We start from the raw sequence: 22,231 nt of genomic DNA, 5'->3' as shown, positions 1-22,231 counted from the left end.
GAACATGGGCAAGAACGTCGTCGTCCTCGACTACGGGTCGGGCAACCTCCGCTCCGCGCAGCGCGCGCTCGAACGGACCGGGGCGGACGTCACCGTCACCTCCGACTACGACACCGCGATGAACGCGGACGGCCTGCTCGTCCCCGGCGTCGGCGCCTTCGAGGCCTGCATGCGCGGCCTGAAGTCCGTCCGGGGCGACTGGATCATCGGCCGCCGGCTCGCCGGGGGCCGCCCCGTCATGGGCATCTGCGTCGGCATGCAGATCCTCTTCGAGAAGGGGGTCGAGCACGGGGTGGAGACGGCCGGCTGCGACGAGTGGCCCGGCGTCGTCGAGCCGCTGGACGCCCCCGTCATCCCGCACATGGGCTGGAACACCGTGGACGTGCCCGAGGGCAGCCGGATGTTCGCCGGCCTCGACCCGCAGACCCGCTTCTACTTCGTGCACTCCTACGGTGTGCGGCACTGGGAGCTGGAGACCCACAGCGCACGGATCCACGCCCCGCTCGTCACCTGGGCCACCCACGGGCAGCCCTTCGTCGCCGCCATCGAGAACGGCCCGCTCTGGGCCACCCAGTTCCACCCCGAGAAGTCCGGCGACGCCGGCGCCGCCCTCCTGACCAACTGGGTCAACACCCTCTGAGCTTGGAAGAGTTGTGACTATGAGCCGCCTCGAACTGCTTCCCGCCGTCGACGTCCGGGACGGCCAGGCCGTCCGCCTGGTCAAGGGCGCGTCCGGCACCGAGACCTCCTTCGGCGAACCCCTCGCCGCCGCCCTCGCCTGGCAGAACGCCGGCGCCGAATGGCTGCACCTGGTCGACCTCGACGCCGCCTTCGGCACCGGCACCAACTACGAGCTGCTGCGCGAGGTCACCGGCCGCCTCGACATCAAGGTCGAGCTGTCCGGCGGCATCCGCGACGACGAGTCGCTCGCCAACGCGCTCGCCACCGGCTGCACCCGGGTCAACCTCGGCACCGCCGCCCTGGAAGCCCCCGAGTGGGTCGCCAAGGCCATCGCCGAGCACGGCGACAAGATCGCCGTCGGCCTGGACGTCGTCGGCACCACCCTGCGCGGCCGCGGCTGGACCCGCGACGGCGGCCAGCTCTTCGAGGTGCTGGAGCGGCTCAACCAGGAGGGCTGCGCCCGCTACGTCGTCACCGACGTCAACCGGGACGGCACCCTGACCGGCCCCAACCTGCAGCTGCTGCGCGACGTCTGCGCCGCCACCGACCGCCCCGTCGTCGCCTCCGGCGGCGTCTCCTCGCTCGACGACCTGCGCGCCATCGCCGGCCTGGTCGGTGCGGGTGTCGAGGGCGCCATCGTGGGCAAGGCACTCTACGAGCAGAAGTTCACCCTCGAAGAGGCCCTGGAGGCGGTTTCAGGATGACGGAACGTCGGATCGTACGTGGCAGGGTCGGCGGATTCTCCCCCTGGGAGGACCAGTTCGGCTACTCGCGGGCGGTCGCCGCGGGAGACCACGTGCACGTGGCCGGCTCCACCGCCTGGGTGAACGGCCGGATCGAGCACGAGGGCGACCCCTACCGGCAGACCCTCGCCGCGTTCGGCGTCGGGCTCAACGCCCTCGCCGCGTACGGTCTGACGGCGGACGACGTGGTCCGCACCCGGATGTACATCACCCACGCCCGCGACGCCGAGGAGGTGGGCCGCGCCCACCACCAACTCTTCGACGCCGCCCGCCCGGTGGCCACCATGGTGGTGGTCGACGGGCTGATCGACTCCCGGATGATGGTCGAGGTCGAGCTCGACGCCTATCGTGCCGGGCTGGCAAAGACCCTGGAAGGCAACCAGCCGTGACCCTCGCCGTACGTGTCATCCCCTGCCTGGACGTCGACGCCGGGCGGGTGGTCAAGGGCGTCAACTTCCAGAACCTGCGCGACGCCGGCGACCCGGTCGAGATGGCCAAGCTCTACGACGCCGAGGGCGCCGACGAATTGACCTTCCTCGACATCACCGCCTCCTCCGGCGACCGGGAAACCACCTACGACGTGGTCCGCCGCACCGCCGAACAGGTCTTCATCCCGCTCACCGTCGGCGGCGGCATCCGCGCCGTCGAGGACGTCGACAAGCTGCTGCGGGCCGGCGCCGACAAGGTCGGCGTCAACACCGCCGCCATCGCCCGGCCGGAGCTGGTCCGCGAGATCGCCCAGCGGTTCGGGCGGCAGGTTCTGGTGCTGTCCGTGGACGCCCGGCGCTGCCCTCCCGGCACCGAGACGCCGTCCGGCTACGAGGTCACCACCCACGGCGGGCGCAAGGGCACCGGCCTCGACGCCGTCGAATGGGCCGGGCGCGCGGCCGAACTCGGGGCCGGCGAGATCCTGCTCAACTCGATGGACGCCGACGGCACCAAGGACGGCTACGACCTGGAGATGATCCGCGCCGTCCGCAAGACCGTCTCCGTGCCCGTCATCGCCTCCGGTGGCGCCGGCAAGCTCGCCGACTTCGCGCCGGCCGTCGAGGCGGGTGCGGACGCGGTGCTCGCCGCGAGCGTCTTCCACTTCGGGGACCTGCGGATCGGGCAGGTCAAGGACGCGCTGCGGGAGGCCGGGCACCCGGTGCGGTGACCGTCCGTACGGCTTGAGGGCCCGCCGTCCCGGCTTCGGAACGGCGGGCCCTCCCGCGTTCTCAGGCCTGCGGCGGCTCGCCCTTGATCAGCGCGAACGGCGTGCCGTGCGGATCCGCCAGCCAGGCCAGCCGGCCGACGTTCGGCACGCTCTCCGCGGGCATCAGCACCGTGCCGCCGGCCGCCGTCGCCTTCGCGATCACCGCGTCCACGTCGCCGGCGGCGAAGTACGGCGTCCAGGCGGAGGGCTGGCCCGGCTGCATGGTCGGGGCGATGCCACCGAAGGCCGTGGCCCGCTGGTCACCCTCGGAGGTCGAGACCACCCGGTAGCTCATGCCCGGGGCCGGCTCGAAGTTCTCCACCCGCCAGCCGAACAGCGCCTGGTAGAAGCCGAACCCGGCGCCCGGGTCAGCGGTGTGCAACTCGGCCCAGACCAGGGTGCCGTCCTCCGACACCACGTCCAGGCCGGTGGTCCGGCCCGGCTGCCAGACCGCGAACCTGGCCCCCTGCGGGTCGGCGAACTGGGCGAACCACCCCTCGCCCATGACGTCCATCGGCGGGACCAGGACCGAACCGCCCGCCTGCTCGGCGGCCTGCGCGGTGGCGTTCACATCGGCCGCACGGAAGTACGTCGTCCAGGTCGGCTCGTCACCCTCGTCGAGCGGGCCGACGGCGCCGACCGTCCTGCCGTCCGACTGGAAGAAGCCGTAGCCGCCCGCCTCCGGGCCGCCGGACCGGAACGTCCAGCCGAAGACCTTGCCGTAGAACTCGGCCGTGGCGGGGATGTCCGGGCTGCCGAGATCGATCCAGCAGGGCGCGCCGGCCGGAAAGTCGGTGGTGAGCATGAGGTGGTGCCCCTTCGACGGAAGACGTGACCAGGACGGGTCCCGTCGGGCGCGCACACGCACCCTCCCCGACCCTCTGCGAGTCTGCACCCACCCACTGACATCCGCAGCCGGGGAGCGCGGCCGGGAGACCTCAGCCGCGCCCCCGGAAACGGGCCCACAGCTGAGCCGCCCGGTTCAGGCCGCAGACCGACGGCAGTACAGCCGTCGGTCATCTCGACAGGAGCGGACCGGGCCCATCGGGAAATCCGAGAGCCCGGCCCACCTGCGCCACCTCAGCGTGCGATCAGGTCGCGAACCGCGTCGCTCACCTCCGGCAGCTCACTGGGGTGGGCCCACTGGTAGGCGTCGTGCTCGGCGAGGACGACCGGTTCGGTCTTCCCCACGGTGACGGCGAAGTTGAACTGGCGGGTGGTGCCGCCACGGCTGTTCTGGTAGTCGAAGTGGCCGATGTAACCGGTGACCTGGTCGATGGCCAGGCCGGTTTCCTCGGAGGTCTCCCGGTGCAGGGCGTCCAGGATGGTCTCGCCGGTCTCGACAGTCCCGGAGGGGATCTCCCACAGTCCGCCCAGGTAGTCGTCGGGGTGACGACGAACGAGCAGGACCCGGCCATCGTGGTTGATCACGGCGGCGGCGACAAGGCCGGTGATGCCAGCGGCTTCGGCGTCGGCCGCCAGGCGGGCCGCGAACTCGGGGGAGGTGATGGTCACAGCAGTTCCTTGTGATGGTCGCTGATCTTGATGGCCGCGCGGACGTACTGCTCGGCCAGTTCGAGATCCTGTTCACGATGCCAGACCGGGAGCTTGATCGTGTGGGCATGAGCGTGCTCGGCGACGGGGAAGTCCCCTGGCTTGTACTGGCGGTGCGAGTGCGGGTGGCCAGGGAAGAGGGTGCTGGGCTGCTGGTACAGCGGCAGCTGGTTCATGGGGCAGGTGGAGCCAGGCCGGTCGAACTCGGTGGCGCCCTCAGCGACCAGCGCCTGATGGAACCGCTCGATCGACAGGCCGCCGAGGCCGTCCGGCCGGTAGGTGAGCGTCAACCCGTACCAGGACGGGACCACCCCTTCGGGCATGCCGGTGACCTCCAGGCCGGGCACCCCGGCGAGTTCACCGGTGAGGTACCGGGCGATCTCCGCCCGTCCGGCGAGGTAGCCGTCGAGGCGGGTGAGCTGGTCGTGGGCGATGGCGGCGGCGAGCGGGTGGATGCGGAGCTTGAGGCCGGCCCCGGTTGCCGCGTACCGCGCGAGCGGATGGCCTTCCGGGATCTCGGTCTTGGCCCGCTTGTTGTAGTGCGCGAGCGTGATGACCTGGTGGTAGGTGTCGTCGTCGTCCGTGAGGACGAATCCGCCTTCGCCGCCGGACAGCGGCTTGGGGCCGTTGAGGGAGAAGGCCGAGGCGAGGCCGAACGTGCCGACCTTCTGCCCCGCGATGCTGGCGCCGTGGGCGTGAGAGCCGTCCTCCAGTACGACCAGGTCGTGCGCGTTCGCCACGGCGACGATGTCGGTCATGTCGGCGGGCTTGCCCCACAGGTGGGTGACCATGATGGCTCGGGTGCGCGGGGTGATCAGCTCCTCGATCCGGTTCGGGTCGATGTTGCCGTCCGGCGTGGTCTCGCACAGCACCGGCACCGCGCGGAGGTGGAACAGCGGGGAGGCGGTGGCGTGGAAGGTCCAGGCCGGGACGATGACCTCGTCGCCGGGCTTGATCCTCGCGGCCCAGTAGGTGGCGTGCAGGGCGGCGGTGCCGGAGCTGGTGGTGACCGCATGCCGGATGCCGAAGTACTCCTGGAGGCCGTCCTCCAGCTCGGCGACGATGCCGGACCGGCCGGGGATGGAGATCGCGGTGTCGAGCTGGGAGGCGACCTTCGCGCGGGTGGTGTCGTCGATCGGCGGCCACTCGAAGTGCGGGCCTCTGGCAGTCACCACGGCGTCGCCGCCGAGCAAGGCGAGGGTGTTGGTCACAGCATCTCCTTCGGGTCGATGTAGCGCCCGGCCGTCTTGGACCGGTAGCAGGAGGCGATGAAGGCGGCGTGGGCGAGGTGCTGCTCGGGGCCGGAGGTGTTGGGGCGTTCGCCATCCAGGACCCGGCAGAAGTAGTCGATCTGGGCAGTGGCCGCACTCGCGGGCGCCTGCGGGCGGGTCAGCTCCTCGACCACCGAGCCATCCAGAGCGAGCCGCTGGACCTTGCTCTTCGTCAGTAGCACGGAGCCTCGCGTGCCGACGACGTGCAGTTTCTCGGTCTTCGGGGCCATCCAGCGCGACAGCAGCACCGTGCCGTAGAGGTCGGAGTCGTAGCCGAGCTGGATGACGGCGGTGTCCTCGGCGTCGTAGCCGCCGTCGGGCAGCGCGGCCGTGGAGAAGTCGGCCATGACGCGGTTGGGCATGCCGAAGTACCACAGCAGGAGGTCGACGAGGTGGTAGCCCATGTCGATGATGCAGCCGCCGCCGGCCTGCTTCACGTCCCCGCGCCATCCGGCGCCGGGGTCGTCGGTGTGGAAGGTGTACTGGCCGTCGATCAGGAACGGGGTGCCGATCTGGTCCAGCAGCCCGGCGACGCTGGCGTGGATCGGGTTGAAGCGCCGCTGGAGGGTGACCATCAGCTCGACCTGGCCGGCCTGGCAGATCTGGGCGAGCTCCCGAGCCTCCGACACGGATGTGGCGAACGGCTTCTCCTTGAGGACGTGGACGCCCCGGGCGGCGCACTCCTGGACGACCTCCCGACCAGCGTGATGCGGGACGGCGACGACCACGAAGTCCGGGGACACGGTGTCCAGAAGCTCACCGGTGCGGGTGAATCCGGGGACCTGGAGGACTTCCTGCCGCTCTCGCAGGGTGTCGGGGCTGCTGTCGCAGATGGCGACGAGCTCGGCCCTGCTGGAGCCGAGCAGGCCGGGCAGGTGGTCTTCGAGCGCCTGGTGGCCGAGGCCGATGACCGCAGCGCGTCGTTTCATACGCGGACTCCTTCCGCTTCGCGAAGGAACTTCTTCGGTGTACGACGAGTAGAGCCCAACTCACCCTCACCAAGTAGGCGTTGTCTGTAGTCCCGGAGTGGTCCCGCTGTCGCCGGCAGTAGGCTCTCGGTCACCGTCGATGATGGGATTGGCCCCGTGGACGACCAGATCCGGCATCCCCTCGCGTACGCCCGCGCGCTTCGCGGCTGGTCCCAGACCGACCTCGCGGCCCGCATCCACCACGCCGCCAGGAACAGGCCCGAGGGCCTTCGCTCAGGCACCGACAAGGCCGCCGTCAGCAAGTGGGAGAACGGGCGCAAGACGCCGAGCATCGAGTCCCAGCTTCTGATCGCCGAAGCCTTCGACGTACCCATCGCCGACCTGGACGCCTTCGAGTGGCCGCACTGGCTGCCCGGCCAGGAACAACCGGTGCCGCTCGGATCGGCGTTCACCGTCCACGCACTTCGAGACGCACAGAGAGCCGCAATGGACCATCGCCGCCGCACCTTCATGACCTTCAGCGCGCTCGCACTGGCCGGGCTCTCAGCCCAGTGGGCCACCCTCGAACCCGACCGGCTCTCCACCGCCCTGAACGGCAAGCACGTCGATGCCGAACTGGTCGACTGGCTGGAGGACACCAGCGCCAAACTGACCGCCCAGCCCACCGAACAGCGCCAGCACACTGCGAAGTTGATGAACGCCCAACTGGACACGGTCACCGACCTGCTGGAACAGGGCCGGTACACCGAACCCATCGGCCGGCGGCTCCACCTACTGGCCGCCTCCCTGGCGAGCACCTGCGGATGGCACCGGTTCGATCAGGGCCGGCACTACGCGGCGGGCAAGCTCTGGAACGCGGCCCTCACCAACGCGCACGCCGCCCGCGACCGTGATCTCGGCGCCGGCGTCCTCTCTGACTTCGCCTACCAGTCGGTCTGGCTCACCCAGTCGGACGCCGCTGTCGAACCGCTCAGCCAGGCCCTCCTCCACACCCGGCACCCCACCGCCCGATCCCTGCTTCACCTCCGCCGGGCCCGCGCGCATGCCGCCCTCGGAGCCGCCGCCGACTGCCACCGCGACCTGGCCGCCGCCGAGGCCGCCCTGCTGACCGACAGCCCCCACCAGGCCCCCGCATGGTGCCGGTGGATGAGCACTGCGGACCTGGCCGTCGACTCCGGCCAGTGCATGCTCGACCTCGGGCGCACCGACGAGGCCCGCGCCCGGATCGACGAGGGTATGGGCCTGCTGCCACGCTCCCGCGACAAGACCCGCGGGATCTTCCTCACCTACGAGGCCCGCAGTCTCCTACGGGCCCGGGAGGTCGAGCAGGCCCTCGCCGTCACTCACCAGTCCCTCGACCTCGCCACCCGGATCGGCGCCGAACGGTGCGTCACCCTGGTACGCGAGCTCGCTCCGGCGTTCAAGCCCTACCGGCAGGTCGATGGAGTCGCCGACCTCATGGACCGCCTCAAAGCGAGCTGACGTCACGGGTCCAAAGCCGACACCTTCGAACCCGACACACGACTTGCCTAATGACCACAGTCCAGGTCGCAGCCGAGGTTGATCTCCCAGCTCGCCCGGCTGTGCCCGTACACGGGGGCGTCGCGGACCAGGACGGCTTCACTCGCCGGCCGGATCGCCAGTTCGGAGCCCCAGCGGGCGCGGGCGGCGTGCGCGAGCCAGAACGGGAGGTTGGCCCCGGAGCCGTGGGCATGCTCCAGCTCCCGGAACCGCCGTTCGGGCGGCTTGATGCGTCTACCGCAGCCGTGGTGTTCCTGGAGCCGTAGATCTGGAACGCCGAACACGTGAGGCACTGACATGACAGCCGCACCGCAGGAAGGACCCGACCGAGTGGCCCAGCCGACCGCTGATCAGACGACTGCTCTCAAGCCCGCCACGGAGTCGATGACCCTGTTGGTCGCCGCCGTCATCGTCCATGACCTTGAAGCTCAACATGTCGTTCTTCTCCGGCGGGGGCCCCGGGCCAAGTTCGCGCAGGGCCTGTGGGATCTGCCGGTCGGCAAGAACGAACCAGGCGAGCCGATCACGGAGACGGCGGTTCGCGAACTCAGGGAGGAGACCGGGCTCGTCGTCGCTGCCGCGGACTTGCAACTCGCCCACGTCATCCACGGTGCTCGCGGCGTCGAGGCTCCCAACGGCTTCCTGACCGTAGTTTTCGCCGCCCACCGGTGGTCCGGTGAACTCGCGAACGGGGAACCCGCCAAGCACTCGGACGTTGCCTGGGTCGGCGTCGGTGCCGTACCGGAGGAATTCGTCTCCACTACCAGGGATGCCCTGATCAGTTATCTGACCAATGGACCGAGCGTCTCCCTCGACTCGTGGCGGAGCTGATAGCCGCGGGGAGTTTCCGATCTCCTCCCATTCCTCTTGGTCTTGGGTCGTCGAGCGCTGCCCCTCGGTGTTCCGAGGGGCAGCGCATCATTTTTTCTCTCTTTAAGGCAGCGGCAGGACGTGGCGGAGGGCTTCCAGGGCGTCCGGGGCGCCGTCGACGGTGAGGGTGGTGTGGGCGCCGCGGCCGTAGGTGAAGAGGACCAGGTCGCCCGGTTCGCCGGTGAGGTGGACGGTGGGGGAGCCGGCGGGGCCGATGGTGAGGGACTGGCCGTCGGGGCGGTTCAGGGTCAGGCGGACGGGGGAGCGGCGGCCGGCTTCCAGGCGGGCCAGCAGCGGCAGTCGGCGCCACAGGGCTTCGGCGCGGCCGGCGGGCACCGGGGAGGGCGTCCAGTCGTCGGCGGCCCGCAGGACGTCCTCGGCGTGCACGTAGTACTCGACGGTGTTCGCGGCCTCGTCCGCGCCGGGCAGGGCGAACAGGGAGAACACCGGCGGGCCGGAGCGGAAGAGCTTCAGCAGTTCCTCGTACGGGCGCTCGGCGTACGCCGACTGCACCCGGTGGGTCCAGTCGGCGAGGGCGCCGACCCGGATGCCGGCCGCCGCGTCGGCGCGGCGCTCGCGGATCACCAGGTGGGCGGCGAGGTCGCGGGTGGTCCACCCGGCGCAGAGGGTGGGGGCGTCCGGCCCGGCGGCGGCCAGGAGTTCGGCGAGACGGTGACGCTCGGCGAGGGCGTGGTTCGACATGGCGCCACGATAGAGGCTGTCAGCGCAGGTTGCCGGTGAGCTTGGGGCCGCCCTGCTTGCTGGAGGCCGTCAGGGTGCAGGTGTAGTCCCGCCAGCCCTGCTGGTAGTTGGCCTGGGCGGGGCCGAACTGGCGGCCGTAGTACGTCTTCCCGTCGTTCTGGCGGGCCTTGGCGGCGGCCTCGGCCTCCTTGCAGCCCTCGCGCATGGCGAGTGCGATCGGGATCTCGCCGGTGAGGCCGTCGGCCAGTTTCAGGTCGGCGATCACCTGGCCGTCGTGCTCGCCGGTGCAGGGGCGCTCCTCGGCCTTGGTGATCACCGGGCTGAGCTGGGGGTGGTCGAAGCAGGCGCCGACCGGGAAGAAGGCGTACGGCGGGGCCTTGGTCGGGGTGGGTGTCGGCGTGGGCGTGGGCGTCGGGGTGGCCGTGGGGGTGGGCGGGGGCGGCGCTGCGGCGGGCTTGCGCTCCTCGGGCCAGAGCAGGACGGTGGCCACCACCGCGAGCAGCACGGCCAGGACGGCCACGACGGCGAGGACCAGGCCCCGGGACGGGCGGGAGTCGGCGGCTGCGGGCGGCTGCTGCTCGGAGGTCATGGGCATGAGGATGGCCCAAGCGGGGCCCGCACGGCAGGCGGTTGGCCGAAATCGCCCCTTTACGGCGATGTTCGGGGTGGGGTGCGGCAGACTCCCGGGCGGCGCGGATCCGGCCCGGAGGTGGTGAGCGCACCGAGTAGGGGCACACGGCACGGGGACGCAGGGCGCATCCGGGGCGGTGGGCCGGACTGCAACAATGGCCCCATGTCCACCACACCCGCCACCCCCGGCACCACCGCCCTGGCCCCCGAGATCGCCGCGCGCCTCAAGCGCACCGAGGACGGCCTGCTCCCGGCGATCGCGCAGCAGTACGACACCGGCGAGGTGCTGATGCTGGGCTGGATGGACGACGAGGCGCTGCACCGCACGCTCACCACCGGCCGCTGCACCTACTGGAGCCGCAGCCGCCGCGAGTACTGGGTGAAGGGCGACACCTCCGGCCACGCCCAGGCGGTCAAGTCGGTGGCGCTGGACTGCGACGGCGACACCCTGCTGGTGAAGGTCGACCAGACCGGTGCCGCCTGCCACACCGGCGACCGCACCTGCTTCGACGCCGACGTGCTCCCGCTCGCCTGACCCCTCCCCCCCACTCCTCCTGCCGGAACTCCAGAAGGTGCCGCTCGCCATGGATCTCGAAGCCTTCCGCAAGCTCGCCGTCGACACCCGGGTCATCCCGGTCACCCGCAGGCTCCTCGCGGACGGTCTCACCCCGATCGGCCTCTACCGCAGCCTCGCCGAGGAGCGGCCCGGCACCTTCCTGCTGGAGTCCGCCGAGCAGGGCCGCAGCTGGTCGCGCTACTCCTTCGTCGGCGTCCGCAGCGCCGCCGTCCTCACCGTCGGGGAGGACGGCGAGGCCCGCTGGCTGGGTACCCCGCCGGTCGGCATCCCGACCGGCGGCGACCCCTTGCAGGTGCTGCGCGCCGCGCTGGAGGCGCTGCACACCCCGCGCCGCGACGACGACGGCCTGCCGCCGCTCACCGGCGGCCTGGTCGGCTACCTGGGCTACGACGTCGTCCGCCGGCTGGAGAAGCTGCCCGACCTCAACCCGGACGACCTGCGGCTGCCCGAGCTGACCATGCTGCTCGCCACCGACCTCGCCGTGCTCGACCACGTCGACGGCACGGTGCTGCTGATCGCCAACGCCGTCAACCACAACGACCTCGCCAGCGGCGTGGACGAGGCGTACGCGGACGCGGTGGCCCGGCTGGACGCCATGGAGGCCGACCTGCTCAAGCCGGTCGACCCGGGCCTGGCCACCTTCACCCCGGCCGGGCCGGGCGAGGCCCGCTCCCCGTTCGGCGGCGCGCCGTACCGGGCGGCGGTGGAGGTGGTCAAGGAGCGGATCCGGGCCGGCGAGGCCTTCCAGGTCGTCCCCTCGCAGCGCTTCGAGGCGCCCTGCCCGGCCTCCGCGCTGGACGTCTACCGCGTGCTGCGCACCACCAACCCCAGCCCGTACATGTACCTGTTCCGCTTCCCGGGGCCGGACGGCACCGCCGAGGGCGGCTTCGACGTGGTCGGCTCCAGCCCGGAGGCGCTGGTCAAGGTGACCGGCGGCGAGGCGATGGTGCACCCGATCGCCGGGACGAGGCACCGCGGCGCCACCCCGCACGAGGACGCGGCGCTGGCCGCCGAGCTGCTCGCGGACCCCAAGGAGCGGGCCGAGCACCTGATGCTGGTCGACCTGGGCCGCAACGACCTGGGCCGGGTCTGCGAGCCGGGCAGCGTGGAGGTGATCGACTTCATGCACATCGAGCGCTACAGCCACGTGATGCACATCGTCTCCACCGTCACCGGCCGGGTGGCGCCCGGGCGGACCGCCTTCGACGTGCTGACCGCCTGCTTCCCGGCCGGCACCCTGTCCGGCGCGCCCAAGCCCCGCGCGATGCGGATCATCGAGGAGCTGGAGCCCACCCGCCGCGGCCTGTACGGCGGCTGCGTCGGCTATCTGGACTTCGCCGGGGACTCCGACACCGCGATCGCGATCCGCACCGCCGTGCTGCGCGACGGCACCGCCTTCGTGCAGGCCGGCGCGGGCGTGGTCGCGGACTCCGACCCGCACGGGGAGGACACCGAGTGCCGCAACAAGGCGGCCGCCGTGCTGCGGGCCGTCGCCACCGCCAATACGCTGCGGACGCCGGAACTGTCGTGAGTCGGCAGTCGTGAGTCGCCAGTCGTGAGCTGTGAGCCGTAAGTCGTCGAGGGAGGCGGCCGGGATGTCCGAGGTGTCGCCCGACGAACTGCGGCGGGTGGTCGTGCTCGATGCGGCCGCCCAGATCGAGGACCAGCTGGGCGGGCACGGACGGGCGCTGGCCGGCGCGGTGGTCGACGCCGGGATCGGTGCTCCGGCCGGGGTGCCCGACCTGATCCCCGACCTGGTGGTGACCGCTCCGGGGGCGGAGCCCGACGGCCGGGGCCGGTACGCCGGGGGCGATGTCGAGGCCGTCCTGGAGGTGGCCCGGCCGCACCTCGCCGAGGCGGCGCCGGCGTACGCGCGCAGCGGGATCCCGCTGTACGTGGTGGTGGATCCGGCGGCGGCGGCCTGCACCGTGCACACCGCGCCGTCCGCCGACGGCGGGTACCGGGAGGCGGAGCGGGTGCCGTTCGGCAATGATCTCTTCCTGCCGCTCGCCGGGCGGACGCTGGTGCTGCGGACGGACGAGTTCCCGGCCGGGCCGCCCACCCCGGGTGCGGGGCCGGACGCCGGTCGGGGGATAGTGGACGGGTGAGCGCACCTGACCAGACCCCCGTACCCGCCCCGCCGGCCCCCGCGTCGGGGCGCCGGACGCTCGGCGTGATGCTCCTGCTGACCGTGCTGAGCGCCGTGCTGGTGCTGACCGCCGTCGGCCGGGTCTGGGCCGAGGGCCGGGCCGGCACCCTGGCGGTGTCCGTCTCCGGCGGCACGATCTCCGAACTCCCGGGCGGGCTGGCCCTGGTGGGGCTCGCGGCGGCCGTCGCGGTGTTCGCGGTGCGCGGCGCGGGCCGGCTCGCGGTCGGCGCGCTGACCCTGCTGGCGGGCCTCGGCGCGGCCGTCGCCTCGGCCGCCGGCGCCGGGGACACCGCCGCGCTGGACGCCGAGGCGGCCCGCAAGCTGGCGCTGTCCGGCTCGGCGGCCACCGAGGTCGGCCACACCGGCTGGCCCTGGGTGGCGCTGGCCGGTGGACTGCTGCTGGCCGTCGCCGGGCTGCTCACCCTCCGCTACGGCCGGAGCTGGCCGGCCATGGGCAGCCGCTACGAGGCGCCCACCCGCAAGGCCCCGGCGAAGAGCGAGACCCCGGCAGACCTGTGGAAGGCGCTGGACCGGGGCGAGGACCCGACCACGGTCTGAGCGCCGGGCCGGGGCTTCCGGCCTGAGCAGGCCTGAGCAGGTCTGAGCGGCCCTGAGAGGCCCTGAGCGGCCCTCGGTGGGCCCCGACGCCGGTGTGACGCGATAGACCCGCCACCCGCTTTGGGTCGCCGGTGTGTGGCCCGGCACAATGGAACCCGTCAACCCGCCGGCGGCCCCGCAGGCCCGGCCGGGCCCCGAGAGGCTAGGAGCACCACTCAGATGGCAGCAGCAGCACACGGTCACACCACCGCCGCCTGGACCGGCGTGACCATCACGTTCATCGGTTTCGGGATCGCGGGGGTCGCGATGATCCTCCCGTCGGTGATGCTGGTCTGGGCCGGCATCGCGGTCATCCTGGCCGGCGGTGTGGTCGGCAAGGCCATGTCGATGGCGGGCATGGGCAAGCAGCCGAGCGCCAACGTGTACACCTCGCACGAGGAGCAGCGCGCGGCCCGGGCCGCCGTCGCCGCCTGACGACGGACTCCTCGCAGCAGTACGACTCGCAGGAGTACGACTCGCGGCAGTACCGACTCGTGGCAGTACCGGCGTCGTAGCAGTACCGACGTCGTAGCAGTACCGAACGGCGGGCGCGCCACGCCCGCCGTTTCGTTCTGTCCGGGCCCGGCCCGGGCAGAATCGGGGCGTGACCTCCGCCTCCACCACCTCCGCCCTGCCGCCCGTCCTGCGCCGGCTCGGCCCGCCGCTGGCCGCGCTGGCGGCGGTGGCCGTCCCCGCCGTCTACGTCGCCGCGGTGGACCCGAACACCCCCGGGCACTACCCCGACTGCCCCTTCCTGGCCGCCACCGGCTGGTGGTGCCCCGGCTGCGGGGGGCTGCGCTGCGTCCACGCGCTGGCCCACGGGGACTTCACCGGCGCGCTGCACGACAACGCCGCGGCCGTCCTGCTGTTCGGCGTCCTGGCGCTGCTGTGGCTGCGCTGGGCCTGGGTCGCGCTGACCGGCGGCGGGCCGCGGCCCAGGGCCCCGCTCGGGGCCCGGCGCTGGGTGCTGGTCCTCCTGCTGTTGCTGGTGTTCACGGTGGTGCGCAACCTGCCCGTCGGGGCGGGGCTGGCGCCCCTGCTGGTTTGATCGCCCGCGCCGACGGGTAGCGACCCGCGCGGGCCGGCGCACCGGTCCACAGCGGGGCCCGTACATCGGTCCACTTGGTCCGCGCCGCACGTCCGGGCGGTGCCGGAGAACCGGTGAAACCGCAGCTGGGAGCCGCCCAGGGGGGCGTCCGGCACGCGAGACGCACACCGGGCGGATGCGCCCCGCGCCCCCGGGTGCCGATACCATCGAAGTGCCGCCGGGCCACCGCCCGGACGGCTCGTCGCCGGCGAACGAACAGAAATGTTGGGGGCACTTCGCGTGAGCGAGCGAACCATTGACAGGTGCGTGTTGCGCGCAGCGCCTGCTGAGCGAAGCGAGGTGTGCGCATGAGTGTGCTCGACACGATCATCGACGGGGTCCGCGAGGACCTCGCCGAACGGCAGGCCCGGGTCTCCCTGGACCAGCTGAAGGAACTCGCCGCCAAGGCCCCCGAGGCCAAGGACGGCGTCGCCGCGCTCAAGGGCGACGGGGTCCGGGTGATCTGCGAGGTGAAGCGCTCCAGCCCGTCCAAGGGCGCGCTGGCCGCGATCGCCGACCCGGCCGCCCTGGCGAGCGACTACGCGGCCGGCGGCGCCGCCGCGATCAGCGTGCTCACCGAGCAGCGCCGCTTCGGCGGCTCGCTGGCCGACCTGGACGCCGTCCGCGCGGCGGTGGACACCCCGCTGCTGCGCAAGGACTTCATCGTCACCGCCTACCAGCTGTGGGAGGCCCGCGCGCACGGCGCCGACCTCGCGCTGCTGATCGTCGCCGCCCTCGACCAGTCGGCCCTGGTGTCGCTGATCGAGCGGGCCGAGTCGATCGGCCTCACCCCGCTGGTCGAGGTGCACGACGAGGAGGAGATCAAGCGCGCGGTGGACGCCGGGGCGCGGATCATCGGCGTCAACGCCCGCAACCTCAAGACCCTTGAGGTGGACCGCAACACCTTCGGCAACGTCGTCCACGCCATCCCGGACAGCGTCGTCAAGATCGCCGAGTCCGGCGTGCGAGGCCCGCTGGACGTGATCTCCTACGCCAACCTGGGCGCCGACGCAGTCCTGGTCGGCGAGTCCCTGGTGACCGGCAGGGACCCGCGCGCCGCGGTCGCCGACCTGGTCGCGGCCGGCGCCCACCCCGCCGTCCGGCACAAGGACTGACCCGCCGACATGAAGATCGCCACCCGCCTCGCCCCCGGTTGCCGCCCGCGCGGCTGCCGCGCGCCCGCACGCCGGGTGCTGGGGCGGCGGGTGCGGTACGTGATCGGCTGCGAGCCCGGGCAGGTGCCGGGCCGCCGATGGCGACGGACATCCGGCTGAGCCCAGCCACGAGACGTCCCTGTCGTCATCTCCCAAAGGACTCCACCATGTCCGACAAGTCCGCGAAGGACTACCTGCCCGGCGCCCAGGTGCCGGACGCCCGAGGCTACTTCGGTGCCTATGGCGGCCGCTTCATCCCCGAGGCGCTGGTCGCCGCCGTCGAGCAGGTCGCCGAGGAGTACGAGAAGGCCAAGGCCGATCCGGCCTTCGCCGCCGAACTCGACGGCCTGCTCAAGGACTACACCGGCCGCCCGAGCCCGCTGACCGACGTGCACCGCTTCTCCGCCGAGGCGGGCGGCGCGCGCGTCCTGCTCAAGCGCGAGGACCTCAACCACACCGGCTCGCACAAGATCAACAACGTGCTGGGCCAGGCCCTGCTCACCCGGCGGATGGGCAAGACCCGGATCATCGCCGAGACCGGCGCCGGCCAGCACGGCGTGGCCACCGCCACCGCCTGCGCCCTGTTCGGCTTCGACTGCACCATCTACATGGGCGAGGTCGACACCCAGCGCCAGGCGCTGAACGTCGCCCGGATGCGGATGCTCGGCGCCGAGGTGGTGTCCGTCACCTCCGGCAGCCGCACCCTCAAGGACGCCATCAACGAGGCGTTCCGCGACTGGGTCGCCAACGTGGACTCCACCCACTACCTGTTCGGCACGGTGGCCGGCCCGCACCCCTTCCCGATGATGGTCCGCGACTTCCACCGGGTCATCGGCGTCGAGGCCCGCCAGCAGGTGCTCGACCGCACCGGGCGGCTGCCCGACGCCGTCGTCGCCTGCGTCGGCGGCGGCTCCAACGCGATGGGCATCTTCCACGAGTTCATCCCCGACGCCGGCGTGCGCCTGATCGGCTGCGAGGCCGCCGGCGAGGGCGCCGACACCCCCAAGCACGCCGCCACCCTCACCAAGGGCGACCCCGGCGTGCTGCACGGCTCGCGCACCTACGTCCTCCAGGACGAGGACGGCCAGACCATCGAGTCGCACTCCATCTCCGCCGGCCTCGACTACCCGGGCGTCGGCCCGGAGCACGCCTGGCTGAAGGACACCGGACGGGCCGAGTACCGCCCCGTCACCGACGACGCCGCCATGCAGGCGCTGCGGCTGCTGTCCCGCACCGAGGGCATCATCCCGGCCATCGAGAGCGCCCACGCGCTGGCCGGCGCCCTGGAACTGGGCCGCGAGCTCGGGCCCGAGGCCACCATCCTGGTCTCGCTCTCCGGGCGCGGCGACAAGGACATGCACACCGCGGCCGAGTACTTCGGCCTGTACGACGAGCCGGCCGGCGGTTCGGCCCACGACGCGGCCCACGGGGGTAAGTGACCATGGCATCGAAGCTCAGTGGCATCCTGGCGGCCGCCAAGGCCGAGGACCGCGCCGCGCTGATCGGCTACCTGCCGGGCGGCTTCCCGACCGTCGACGGCGGCATCCGGGCGATCAACGCCCTGATCGAGGGCGGCTGCGACATCGTCGAGGTCGGCCTGCCGCACTCCGACCCGGTGCTGGACGGCGCCGTCATCCAGACCGCCGACGACATCGCGCTGCGCGGCGGCGTGCGGATCAAGGACGTGCTGCGCACCGTCCAGGAGGTCGCCGCCGCGCACCCCGAGGCGGCGGTGCTGGTGATGACGTACTGGAACCCGGTCGACCGCTACGGCACCGCGCGCTTCGCCGCCGACCTCGCCGCCGCGGGCGGCGCCGGCTGCATCCTGCCGGACCTGCCGGTCGAGGAGTCCGAGGAGTGGCGCAAGGCGGCGGACGAGCACGGTCTGGACACCGTGTTCGTGGTCGCCCCCAGCAGCAAGGACCCGCGCCTGGCCGAGGTCACCGCGGCCGGCAGCGGCTTCGTCTACGCGGCCGCCGTGATGGGCGTGACCGGGACCCGCGCCCAGGTCGGCTCGCTCGCCGAGGACCTGGTCGCCCGCACCCGGGCCACCACCGACCTGCCGGTCTGCGTCGGCCTCGGCGTCTCCACCCCCGAGCAGGCCGCCGAGGTGGCGGGCTTCGCCGACGGCGTGATCGTGGGCTCCGCGTTCGTCAAGCGGATCCTGGAGGCCGGCGACGACGAGGCGGCCGCGCTGGACGCGGTGCGCGCCCTGGCCGGCGAGCTGGCGGCGGGCGTCCGCCGGCGCTGACCCGGTACCACCTGACGGCCCGCCACCCTTCGTGGGTGGCGGGCCGTCGCGCTTGCGTGCGCCCGGCTCGCCGGGCGGCGGCGCTCGCGCGGCCCCGAACGGGTGAACAGCGACGGGCACACGCATCAGCCGGGGTTGACCGGCGTTGAGTGGAGGGACGAGTGCACGAACGAGGTGCACGGGGGTTGCCGAGCGAGCGAAGGAGTGAGCCGGTGCCGGGTCTCCATCGGGCCGTTCTGCTGCGGGCGGCCGCCGCCGCACTGGCGCTCGGCGCCGCCGTCGGAGCGCACACCGAGGTGGGGCAGGCGCTGGCCAAGCGCGGTGCCGAGCGGGCCGTGCGGGACGCGTACGCCTGCGCCGAGGCGGCCCGCTGGGACGCCGCCGAACGGGCCGCCCACCCGCACCACGAGGGCCGCGCCGACCTGTTCGACCCCGGCCGCCCGCCCGGCTGCCGCTCCTGAGAGCCGGGCGGACCTGATCGACCACGGCCACCCACCCCTGAACGGACGTTCGCCGGATTCGGACACACCATCACCAGACGTCACCCATCCGGCTTAATTCCTGAATATGGAGGAACCGTCCTTCATCCCTTACGGTTCATCAGGAAGTGAACGAGTTTCCCGAGGGGGGTTCCCTGATGGCCGGCCCGGCAGCGCAGCCCGGTGACCCGGCGCCCGCGCCGCCCGCCCGGCGGCCGGTGCCGGCCTGGAGTCCGTGGCTGGGCACCGTCGTCCGGCTCGGCCTCGCGGTGGTCTGGGGCTGGGCCGGCCTGGCCAAGATCGCCGACCCGGCGGAGGCCGCCCAGGCCGTCCGCGCCTACGAGATCCTGCCCGAGGGCCTGGTCAAGCCGGTCGGCTACGCCCTGCCCTTCCTGGAGCTGGCGCTCGCCCTGCTGCTGGTGATCGGCCTCGGCGTCCGGATCGTCGCCGGCGTCTCGGCGCTGCTGCTGCTCACCTTCATCGCCGGGATCGCCGCCGCCTGGGCGCGCGGCATCTCGATCGACTGCGGCTGCTTCGGCGGCGGCGGGCACGTCGACGCCTCGCAGACCGAGTACCTCCAGGAGATCCTGCGCGACACCGGGTTCCTCTTGCTGGCCGGGTGGCTGCTGTGGCGGCCCCGCACCAGGTTCTCGGCGGACGGCTGGCTGGCGAGCTGACCGGCCGGCCCCGCCGCACCCCCACCCCACCCCACGAAGGCCCTCCCCGATTGTGGATGTCAAGGCAATGAGCGAGAAGAACCGAGAAGGCAAGCGCACCGCCCGCGAGCGGATGCTGGAGCAGCGGGCGGCCGACGAGGCCACGTCCAGGCGCAGGAAGAAGCTGTTGGTGGGCGGCGCGGTGCTCGTGGTGATCGCCGCCGCCGTGGTCACCGGCGTCGTGGTGCAGAACCAGCGCTCCAAGCCGGAGACCCCGGTCGCCGCCCCCGCCGGGACGATCGGCGACAAGAACCTGGTCATCCCGGCCGGATCGGCCAACGCCCCGGCCGTCCTCACCGTCTACGAGGACCCGCGCTGCCCGGCCTGCGGGATCTTCGAGCGCGAGTTCTCCTCGACCGTCGACCAGCTGGAAGACGCCGGCAAGATCTACACCAACTACCACATCGTGTCGTTCATCGACCGGGCCGTCCCGGGCAAGGGCTCCAAGGCCGGCGCCAACGCGCTGGCCTGCGCCCAGGACGCCGGGCACTTCCGGGACTTCCACGACGTGCTGTACCGCAACCAGCCGGACGAGACCAGCGACGCCTTCGGCGACAAGGCCGTCCTGATCAACCTCGCCAAGCAGGTCAACGGCCTCGACACGCCCACGTTCGAGGCCTGCGTCAACGACAACAAGTACGGCGGATGGGTGTCGTCCGTGCAGCAGGACTTCGACAAGTCCAGCTACAAGTCCACCCCGACCGTGCTGCTCAACGGCCAGCCGATCTACCCCAAGAACGGCGCCGAGGAGATCACCCCGGCGAACCTGGTGAAGTGGGTCGACGCCGCCAACCAGGGCAAGCAGCTGGGCACGGCGGGCTCCAACGGGCAGACCCCGGCGCCCACCAGCACCGCCTCGGAGGCCAACAACCCGTCGCCGACCGCGGGCTGAGCCCCGCACACCGCCGGGTGACCGCCGCCGCCTCCTCCCCGTCCGGAGGGGGCGGCGGCGCCGTTCCCGGTGCCCGTTGTTCGGTATCTGTGACCCCGGGGGTGCCCAGCGGGGGCCGCAGACCCTGTAGCGTCGGAACCGCCATGGATATCGCCTACATTCCCAGCCCGTCGCGGGGCGTCCTGAACCTCGGACCGATCCCGCTGCGCGCCTATGCCTTCTGCATCATCCTCGGTGTCGTCGTGGCCGTCTGGCTCGGCAGCAAGCGCTGGGTCGCCCGGGGCGGTGCCAAGCACACGGTCGGCGACATCGCCGTCTGGGCCGTGCCCTTCGGCCTGGTCGGCGGCCGGCTGTACCACGTGATCACCGACCACCAGCTGTACTTCGGGGCCGGCAGGAACCCCTGGAACGCCTTCAAGATCTGGGAGGGCGGCCTCGGCATCTGGGGCGCCGTCGCGCTCGGCGCGGTCGGGGCCTGGATCGGCTGCCGCCGCCGGGGCGTGCCGCTGCCCGCGTACGCGGACGCCATCGCGCCGGGCATCGCGCTCGCGCAGGCGATGGGCCGCTGGGGCAACTACTTCAACCAGGAGCTGTACGGCCGGCCGACCACGCTGCCGTGGGGCCTGGAGATCGACAAGACGCTGCCGGGCGGCGAGGTCGTCAAGGGCGTCTACCACCCGACCTTCCTGTACGAGTCGATCTGGTGCGTCGGGGTCGCGCTGCTGGTCATCTGGGCCGACCGCCGCTTCAAGCTGGGGCACGGCCGGGCCTTCGCGCTGTACGTGGCCGCGTACACGGTGGGCCGGTTCTGGACCGAGTGGCTGCGGATCGACGAGGCGCACGTCTACTTCGGCCTGCGGCTGAACGACTGGACGTCGATCGTGGTGTTCATCGGTGCCGTGGTCTACCTGGTGGTCGTCGGCAAGAAGCGGCCCGGCCGGGAGGACCCGGCGAGCATCGACCCGCTGGCCGACGAGGAGGGCGAGGCGCAGGGCCCGTCCGACAAGGCGGCGGCGTCCGAGAAGGCCGCGGTGTCCGGCAAGGCCGCGCCGTCCGAGAAGTCCGGCAAGGCCGAGAAGGCCGGCAAGGCCGCTTCGGCGGAGAAGGCCGCCGGGAGGCCCGCGCCGTCCGAGAAGGTCGCCGGGGCCGGTGAGACCGCCGAACTGTCTCAGCCCACGGACGAAAAGGCGGACGCGGAGGCGGTCTCCGAAGCCGTCGAGAGCGCCGACAAGAATGCCAAGAACCTGACCTGACCTGGGAGTTACCCCCGCTTCGGCCGCCCGCGCGATGCTCGCGCAGGGCGGCCGAAGCGCTGTTCGGACAGCCTTACTTTGCTGGAAATGCGCAGGTCAGGCGGTCTACGGTCGGGGCAGACGAATCGAACGGAGGGGAACTGCCGTGAGCGCGACCACCCTGGAGCCCGAGGCCGGGAACCACCCCCGCATACCCGCTGCCGGGCACCACCGGGACGTGAACGGAGGCTGGCTGCGGCCCGCCGTGTTCGGGGCGATGGACGGCCTGGTCTCCAACTTCGCGCTGATGACCGGCGTGGTCGGCGGCTCGGCGTCCAGCGGCACGGTGGTGCTGACCGGGCTCGCCGGGCTGGTGGCCGGCGCCTGCTCGATGGCGGCGGGGGAGTACACCTCGGTGGCCTCGCAGGCCGAGCTGGTGCAGGCCGAGATCGAGGCCGAGCGGCTGGAGCTGAGCCGCAACCCGCACGGAGAGCTGGCCGAGCTGGCGCAGCTGTACATCGCCCGCGGGGTGGAACCGGACCTCGCCCACGAGGTGGCCCGGCAGCTGTCCGCCAACCCGGACCAGGCCCTGGAGATCCACGCCCGGGAGGAACTGGGCATCGACCCGAACGACCTGCCGTCACCGTGGGTGGCCGCCGGGTCGTCCTTCGTCTGCTTCGCGGTGGGCGCGCTGCTGCCGCTCCTGCCGTACCTGCTGGGGGCGACCTCGCTGGTGCCGGCGCTGCTGCTGTCGGTGGTGGGGCTGTTCCTGTGCGGCGCGGTGGTGGCCCGGGTGACGGCGCGCAGCTGGTGGTTCAGCGGGCTTCGGCAGCTGGTGCTGGGCGGGGCGGCGGCCGGGGTGACGTACCTGCTGGGGTGGCTGATCGGCGGGCACGTCGGCTAGGTCCAATGCCGGTGACTTTAGGTTGTTGCCGGCTGGGTGATCGTGACGGTTGCCGGTATTGGTGGTGGCCAGTTGCGGTGCTGGGCGCGTTTGAGGG

27 protein-coding genes are annotated in these 22,231 nt (G+C 72.4%); 21 read left to right on the top strand and 6 right to left on the bottom strand.

Features of this window, described 5'->3' with window-relative positions; genetic code table 11:
- Positions 1-4: 4 nt before the first annotated feature.
- The 4 genes from hisH to hisF are packed head-to-tail and all read left to right on the top strand — an operon-like array spanning position 5 to position 2,580.
- A complete protein-coding gene (hisH, locus tag ABT015_RS32910) occupies positions 5-640 on the top strand; it encodes an imidazole glycerol phosphate synthase subunit HisH (RefSeq protein WP_350885738.1) in 636 nt (211 codons plus the stop codon).
- Between the two features lie 19 nt (positions 641-659).
- Positions 660-1,385 (top strand): bifunctional 1-(5-phosphoribosyl)-5-((5-phosphoribosylamino)methylideneamino)imidazole-4-carboxamide isomerase/phosphoribosylanthranilate isomerase PriA, encoded by a 726-nt coding sequence (priA, locus tag ABT015_RS32905; RefSeq protein WP_350885736.1) that lies wholly within the window; start codon positions 660-662, stop codon positions 1,383-1,385.
- A complete protein-coding gene (locus tag ABT015_RS32900) occupies positions 1,382-1,813 on the top strand; it encodes a RidA family protein (protein WP_350885734.1) in 432 nt (143 codons plus the stop codon). Before priA ends, ABT015_RS32900 begins: the two co-directional genes overlap by 4 nt.
- On the top strand, positions 1,810-2,580 hold the full coding sequence (gene hisF, locus ABT015_RS32895; RefSeq protein ID WP_350885732.1) for an imidazole glycerol phosphate synthase subunit HisF: 771 nt from the start codon (positions 1,810-1,812) through the stop codon (positions 2,578-2,580). The genes ABT015_RS32900 and hisF overlap by 4 nt, the downstream gene beginning before the upstream one ends.
- 61 nt (positions 2,581-2,641) lie before the next feature.
- Here the strand turns inward: hisF and ABT015_RS32890 are convergent, their stop codons facing one another.
- From ABT015_RS32890 to ABT015_RS32875, 4 genes are all read right to left on the bottom strand, one after another.
- A complete protein-coding gene (locus tag ABT015_RS32890; protein WP_350885730.1) occupies positions 2,642-3,424 on the bottom strand; it encodes a VOC family protein in 783 nt (260 codons plus the stop codon).
- A 275-nt stretch (positions 3,425-3,699) separates the two neighbouring features.
- Positions 3,700-4,134: an NUDIX hydrolase gene (locus ABT015_RS32885; protein WP_350885728.1), complete on the bottom strand. Its 435-nt coding sequence runs from the start codon at positions 4,132-4,134 to the stop codon at positions 3,700-3,702.
- Positions 4,131-5,384, bottom strand: coding sequence for a DegT/DnrJ/EryC1/StrS family aminotransferase (locus tag ABT015_RS32880; protein ID WP_350885726.1), 1,254 nt, complete (start codon positions 5,382-5,384; stop codon positions 4,131-4,133). The genes ABT015_RS32885 and ABT015_RS32880 overlap by 4 nt, the downstream gene beginning before the upstream one ends.
- The gene (locus tag ABT015_RS32875) at positions 5,381-6,373 is read right to left on the bottom strand and encodes a Gfo/Idh/MocA family protein (RefSeq protein ID WP_350885724.1); all 993 of its coding nucleotides are present in this window, start codon (positions 6,371-6,373) and stop codon (positions 5,381-5,383) included. Before ABT015_RS32875 ends, ABT015_RS32880 begins: the two co-directional genes overlap by 4 nt.
- Positions 6,374-6,529: 156 nt before the next feature.
- Here ABT015_RS32875 and ABT015_RS32870 point away from each other — a divergent pair, with 156 nt between their 5' ends.
- Positions 6,530-7,855, top strand: a complete 1,326-nt coding sequence (locus ABT015_RS32870) for a helix-turn-helix transcriptional regulator (RefSeq protein WP_350885722.1) — start codon at positions 6,530-6,532, stop codon at positions 7,853-7,855.
- 369 nt (positions 7,856-8,224) lie between these two features.
- Positions 8,225-8,725: an NUDIX domain-containing protein gene (locus ABT015_RS32865; RefSeq protein ID WP_350885720.1), complete on the top strand. Its 501-nt coding sequence runs from the start codon at positions 8,225-8,227 to the stop codon at positions 8,723-8,725.
- Between the two features lie 102 nt (positions 8,726-8,827).
- On the opposite strand, the gene ABT015_RS32860 is transcribed toward ABT015_RS32865, so the two are convergent.
- Entirely contained in the window at positions 8,828-9,466 is a 639-nt protein-coding gene (locus ABT015_RS32860) for a TIGR03085 family metal-binding protein (protein WP_350885718.1), read from the bottom strand.
- Positions 9,467-9,485: 19 nt separating this feature from the next.
- A complete protein-coding gene (locus ABT015_RS32855) occupies positions 9,486-10,055 on the bottom strand; it encodes a hypothetical protein (RefSeq protein ID WP_350885716.1) in 570 nt (189 codons plus the stop codon).
- 204 nt (positions 10,056-10,259) lie between these two features.
- Between ABT015_RS32855 and hisI the strand changes: the two genes are divergently transcribed.
- The 15 genes from hisI (at position 10,260) to ABT015_RS32785 (ending at position 22,134) form a co-directional block, all read left to right on the top strand.
- Positions 10,260-10,631 (top strand): phosphoribosyl-AMP cyclohydrolase, encoded by a 372-nt coding sequence (gene hisI / locus ABT015_RS32850; protein WP_063347172.1) that lies wholly within the window; start codon positions 10,260-10,262, stop codon positions 10,629-10,631.
- A gap of 49 nt (positions 10,632-10,680) precedes the next feature.
- Positions 10,681-12,204: an anthranilate synthase component I gene (locus tag ABT015_RS32845; RefSeq protein WP_350885713.1), complete on the top strand. Its 1,524-nt coding sequence runs from the start codon at positions 10,681-10,683 to the stop codon at positions 12,202-12,204.
- Between the two features lie 64 nt (positions 12,205-12,268).
- The gene (locus tag ABT015_RS32840; protein WP_350885711.1) at positions 12,269-12,781 is read left to right on the top strand and encodes a Uma2 family endonuclease; all 513 of its coding nucleotides are present in this window, start codon (positions 12,269-12,271) and stop codon (positions 12,779-12,781) included.
- 68 nt (positions 12,782-12,849) lie between these two features.
- Positions 12,850-13,380 (top strand): TIGR02234 family membrane protein, encoded by a 531-nt coding sequence (locus ABT015_RS32835; protein ID WP_402451031.1) that lies wholly within the window; start codon positions 12,850-12,852, stop codon positions 13,378-13,380.
- Between the two features lie 219 nt (positions 13,381-13,599).
- Positions 13,600-13,854, top strand: coding sequence for an HGxxPAAW family protein (locus ABT015_RS32830; protein ID WP_350885707.1), 255 nt, complete (start codon positions 13,600-13,602; stop codon positions 13,852-13,854).
- Positions 13,855-14,023: 169 nt separating this feature from the next.
- Positions 14,024-14,467 carry a DUF2752 domain-containing protein gene (locus tag ABT015_RS32825; RefSeq protein ID WP_350885705.1) on the top strand — a complete coding sequence of 148 codons (444 nt, stop codon included), beginning with the start codon at positions 14,024-14,026 and terminating at the stop codon, positions 14,465-14,467.
- Positions 14,468-14,814: 347 nt separating this feature from the next.
- Positions 14,815-15,621: an indole-3-glycerol phosphate synthase TrpC gene (gene trpC / locus ABT015_RS32820; protein WP_350885703.1), complete on the top strand. Its 807-nt coding sequence runs from the start codon at positions 14,815-14,817 to the stop codon at positions 15,619-15,621.
- A 9-nt stretch (positions 15,622-15,630) separates the two neighbouring features.
- The gene (gene trpM, locus ABT015_RS38060) at positions 15,631-15,780 is read left to right on the top strand and encodes a tryptophan biosynthesis modulator TrpM (protein ID WP_167745855.1); all 150 of its coding nucleotides are present in this window, start codon (positions 15,631-15,633) and stop codon (positions 15,778-15,780) included.
- Between the two features lie 47 nt (positions 15,781-15,827).
- Positions 15,828-17,099: a tryptophan synthase subunit beta gene (gene trpB, locus ABT015_RS32815; RefSeq protein WP_350885701.1), complete on the top strand. Its 1,272-nt coding sequence runs from the start codon at positions 15,828-15,830 to the stop codon at positions 17,097-17,099.
- Between the two features lie 2 nt (positions 17,100-17,101).
- Positions 17,102-17,911, top strand: coding sequence for a tryptophan synthase subunit alpha (gene trpA / locus ABT015_RS32810; protein WP_350885699.1), 810 nt, complete (start codon positions 17,102-17,104; stop codon positions 17,909-17,911).
- Positions 17,912-18,123: 212 nt separating this feature from the next.
- The gene (locus ABT015_RS32805; RefSeq protein WP_350885697.1) at positions 18,124-18,372 is read left to right on the top strand and encodes a hypothetical protein; all 249 of its coding nucleotides are present in this window, start codon (positions 18,124-18,126) and stop codon (positions 18,370-18,372) included.
- Positions 18,373-18,548: 176 nt separating this feature from the next.
- Complete coding sequence (locus ABT015_RS32800; protein WP_350885695.1) at positions 18,549-19,067, top strand: MauE/DoxX family redox-associated membrane protein; 519 nt, start codon at positions 18,549-18,551, stop codon at positions 19,065-19,067.
- A gap of 67 nt (positions 19,068-19,134) precedes the next feature.
- A complete protein-coding gene (locus tag ABT015_RS32795) occupies positions 19,135-19,998 on the top strand; it encodes a DsbA family protein (RefSeq protein WP_350885693.1) in 864 nt (287 codons plus the stop codon).
- Positions 19,999-20,141: 143 nt separating this feature from the next.
- A complete protein-coding gene (lgt, locus tag ABT015_RS32790; RefSeq protein WP_350885691.1) occupies positions 20,142-21,251 on the top strand; it encodes a prolipoprotein diacylglyceryl transferase in 1,110 nt (369 codons plus the stop codon).
- A gap of 160 nt (positions 21,252-21,411) precedes the next feature.
- Complete coding sequence (locus ABT015_RS32785) at positions 21,412-22,134, top strand: VIT1/CCC1 transporter family protein (protein WP_350885790.1); 723 nt, start codon at positions 21,412-21,414, stop codon at positions 22,132-22,134.
- Positions 22,135-22,231 lie beyond the last annotated feature (97 nt).

The sequence above is a fragment of the Kitasatospora sp. NPDC094016 genome (genome assembly GCF_040304045.1).
In the GTDB taxonomy this organism is placed as follows: Bacteria; Actinomycetota; Actinomycetes; order Streptomycetales; family Streptomycetaceae; genus Kitasatospora.
The sequence above is the reverse complement of the archived record's forward strand: the minus strand, read 5'-3'. Positions and strand labels throughout refer to the sequence as shown.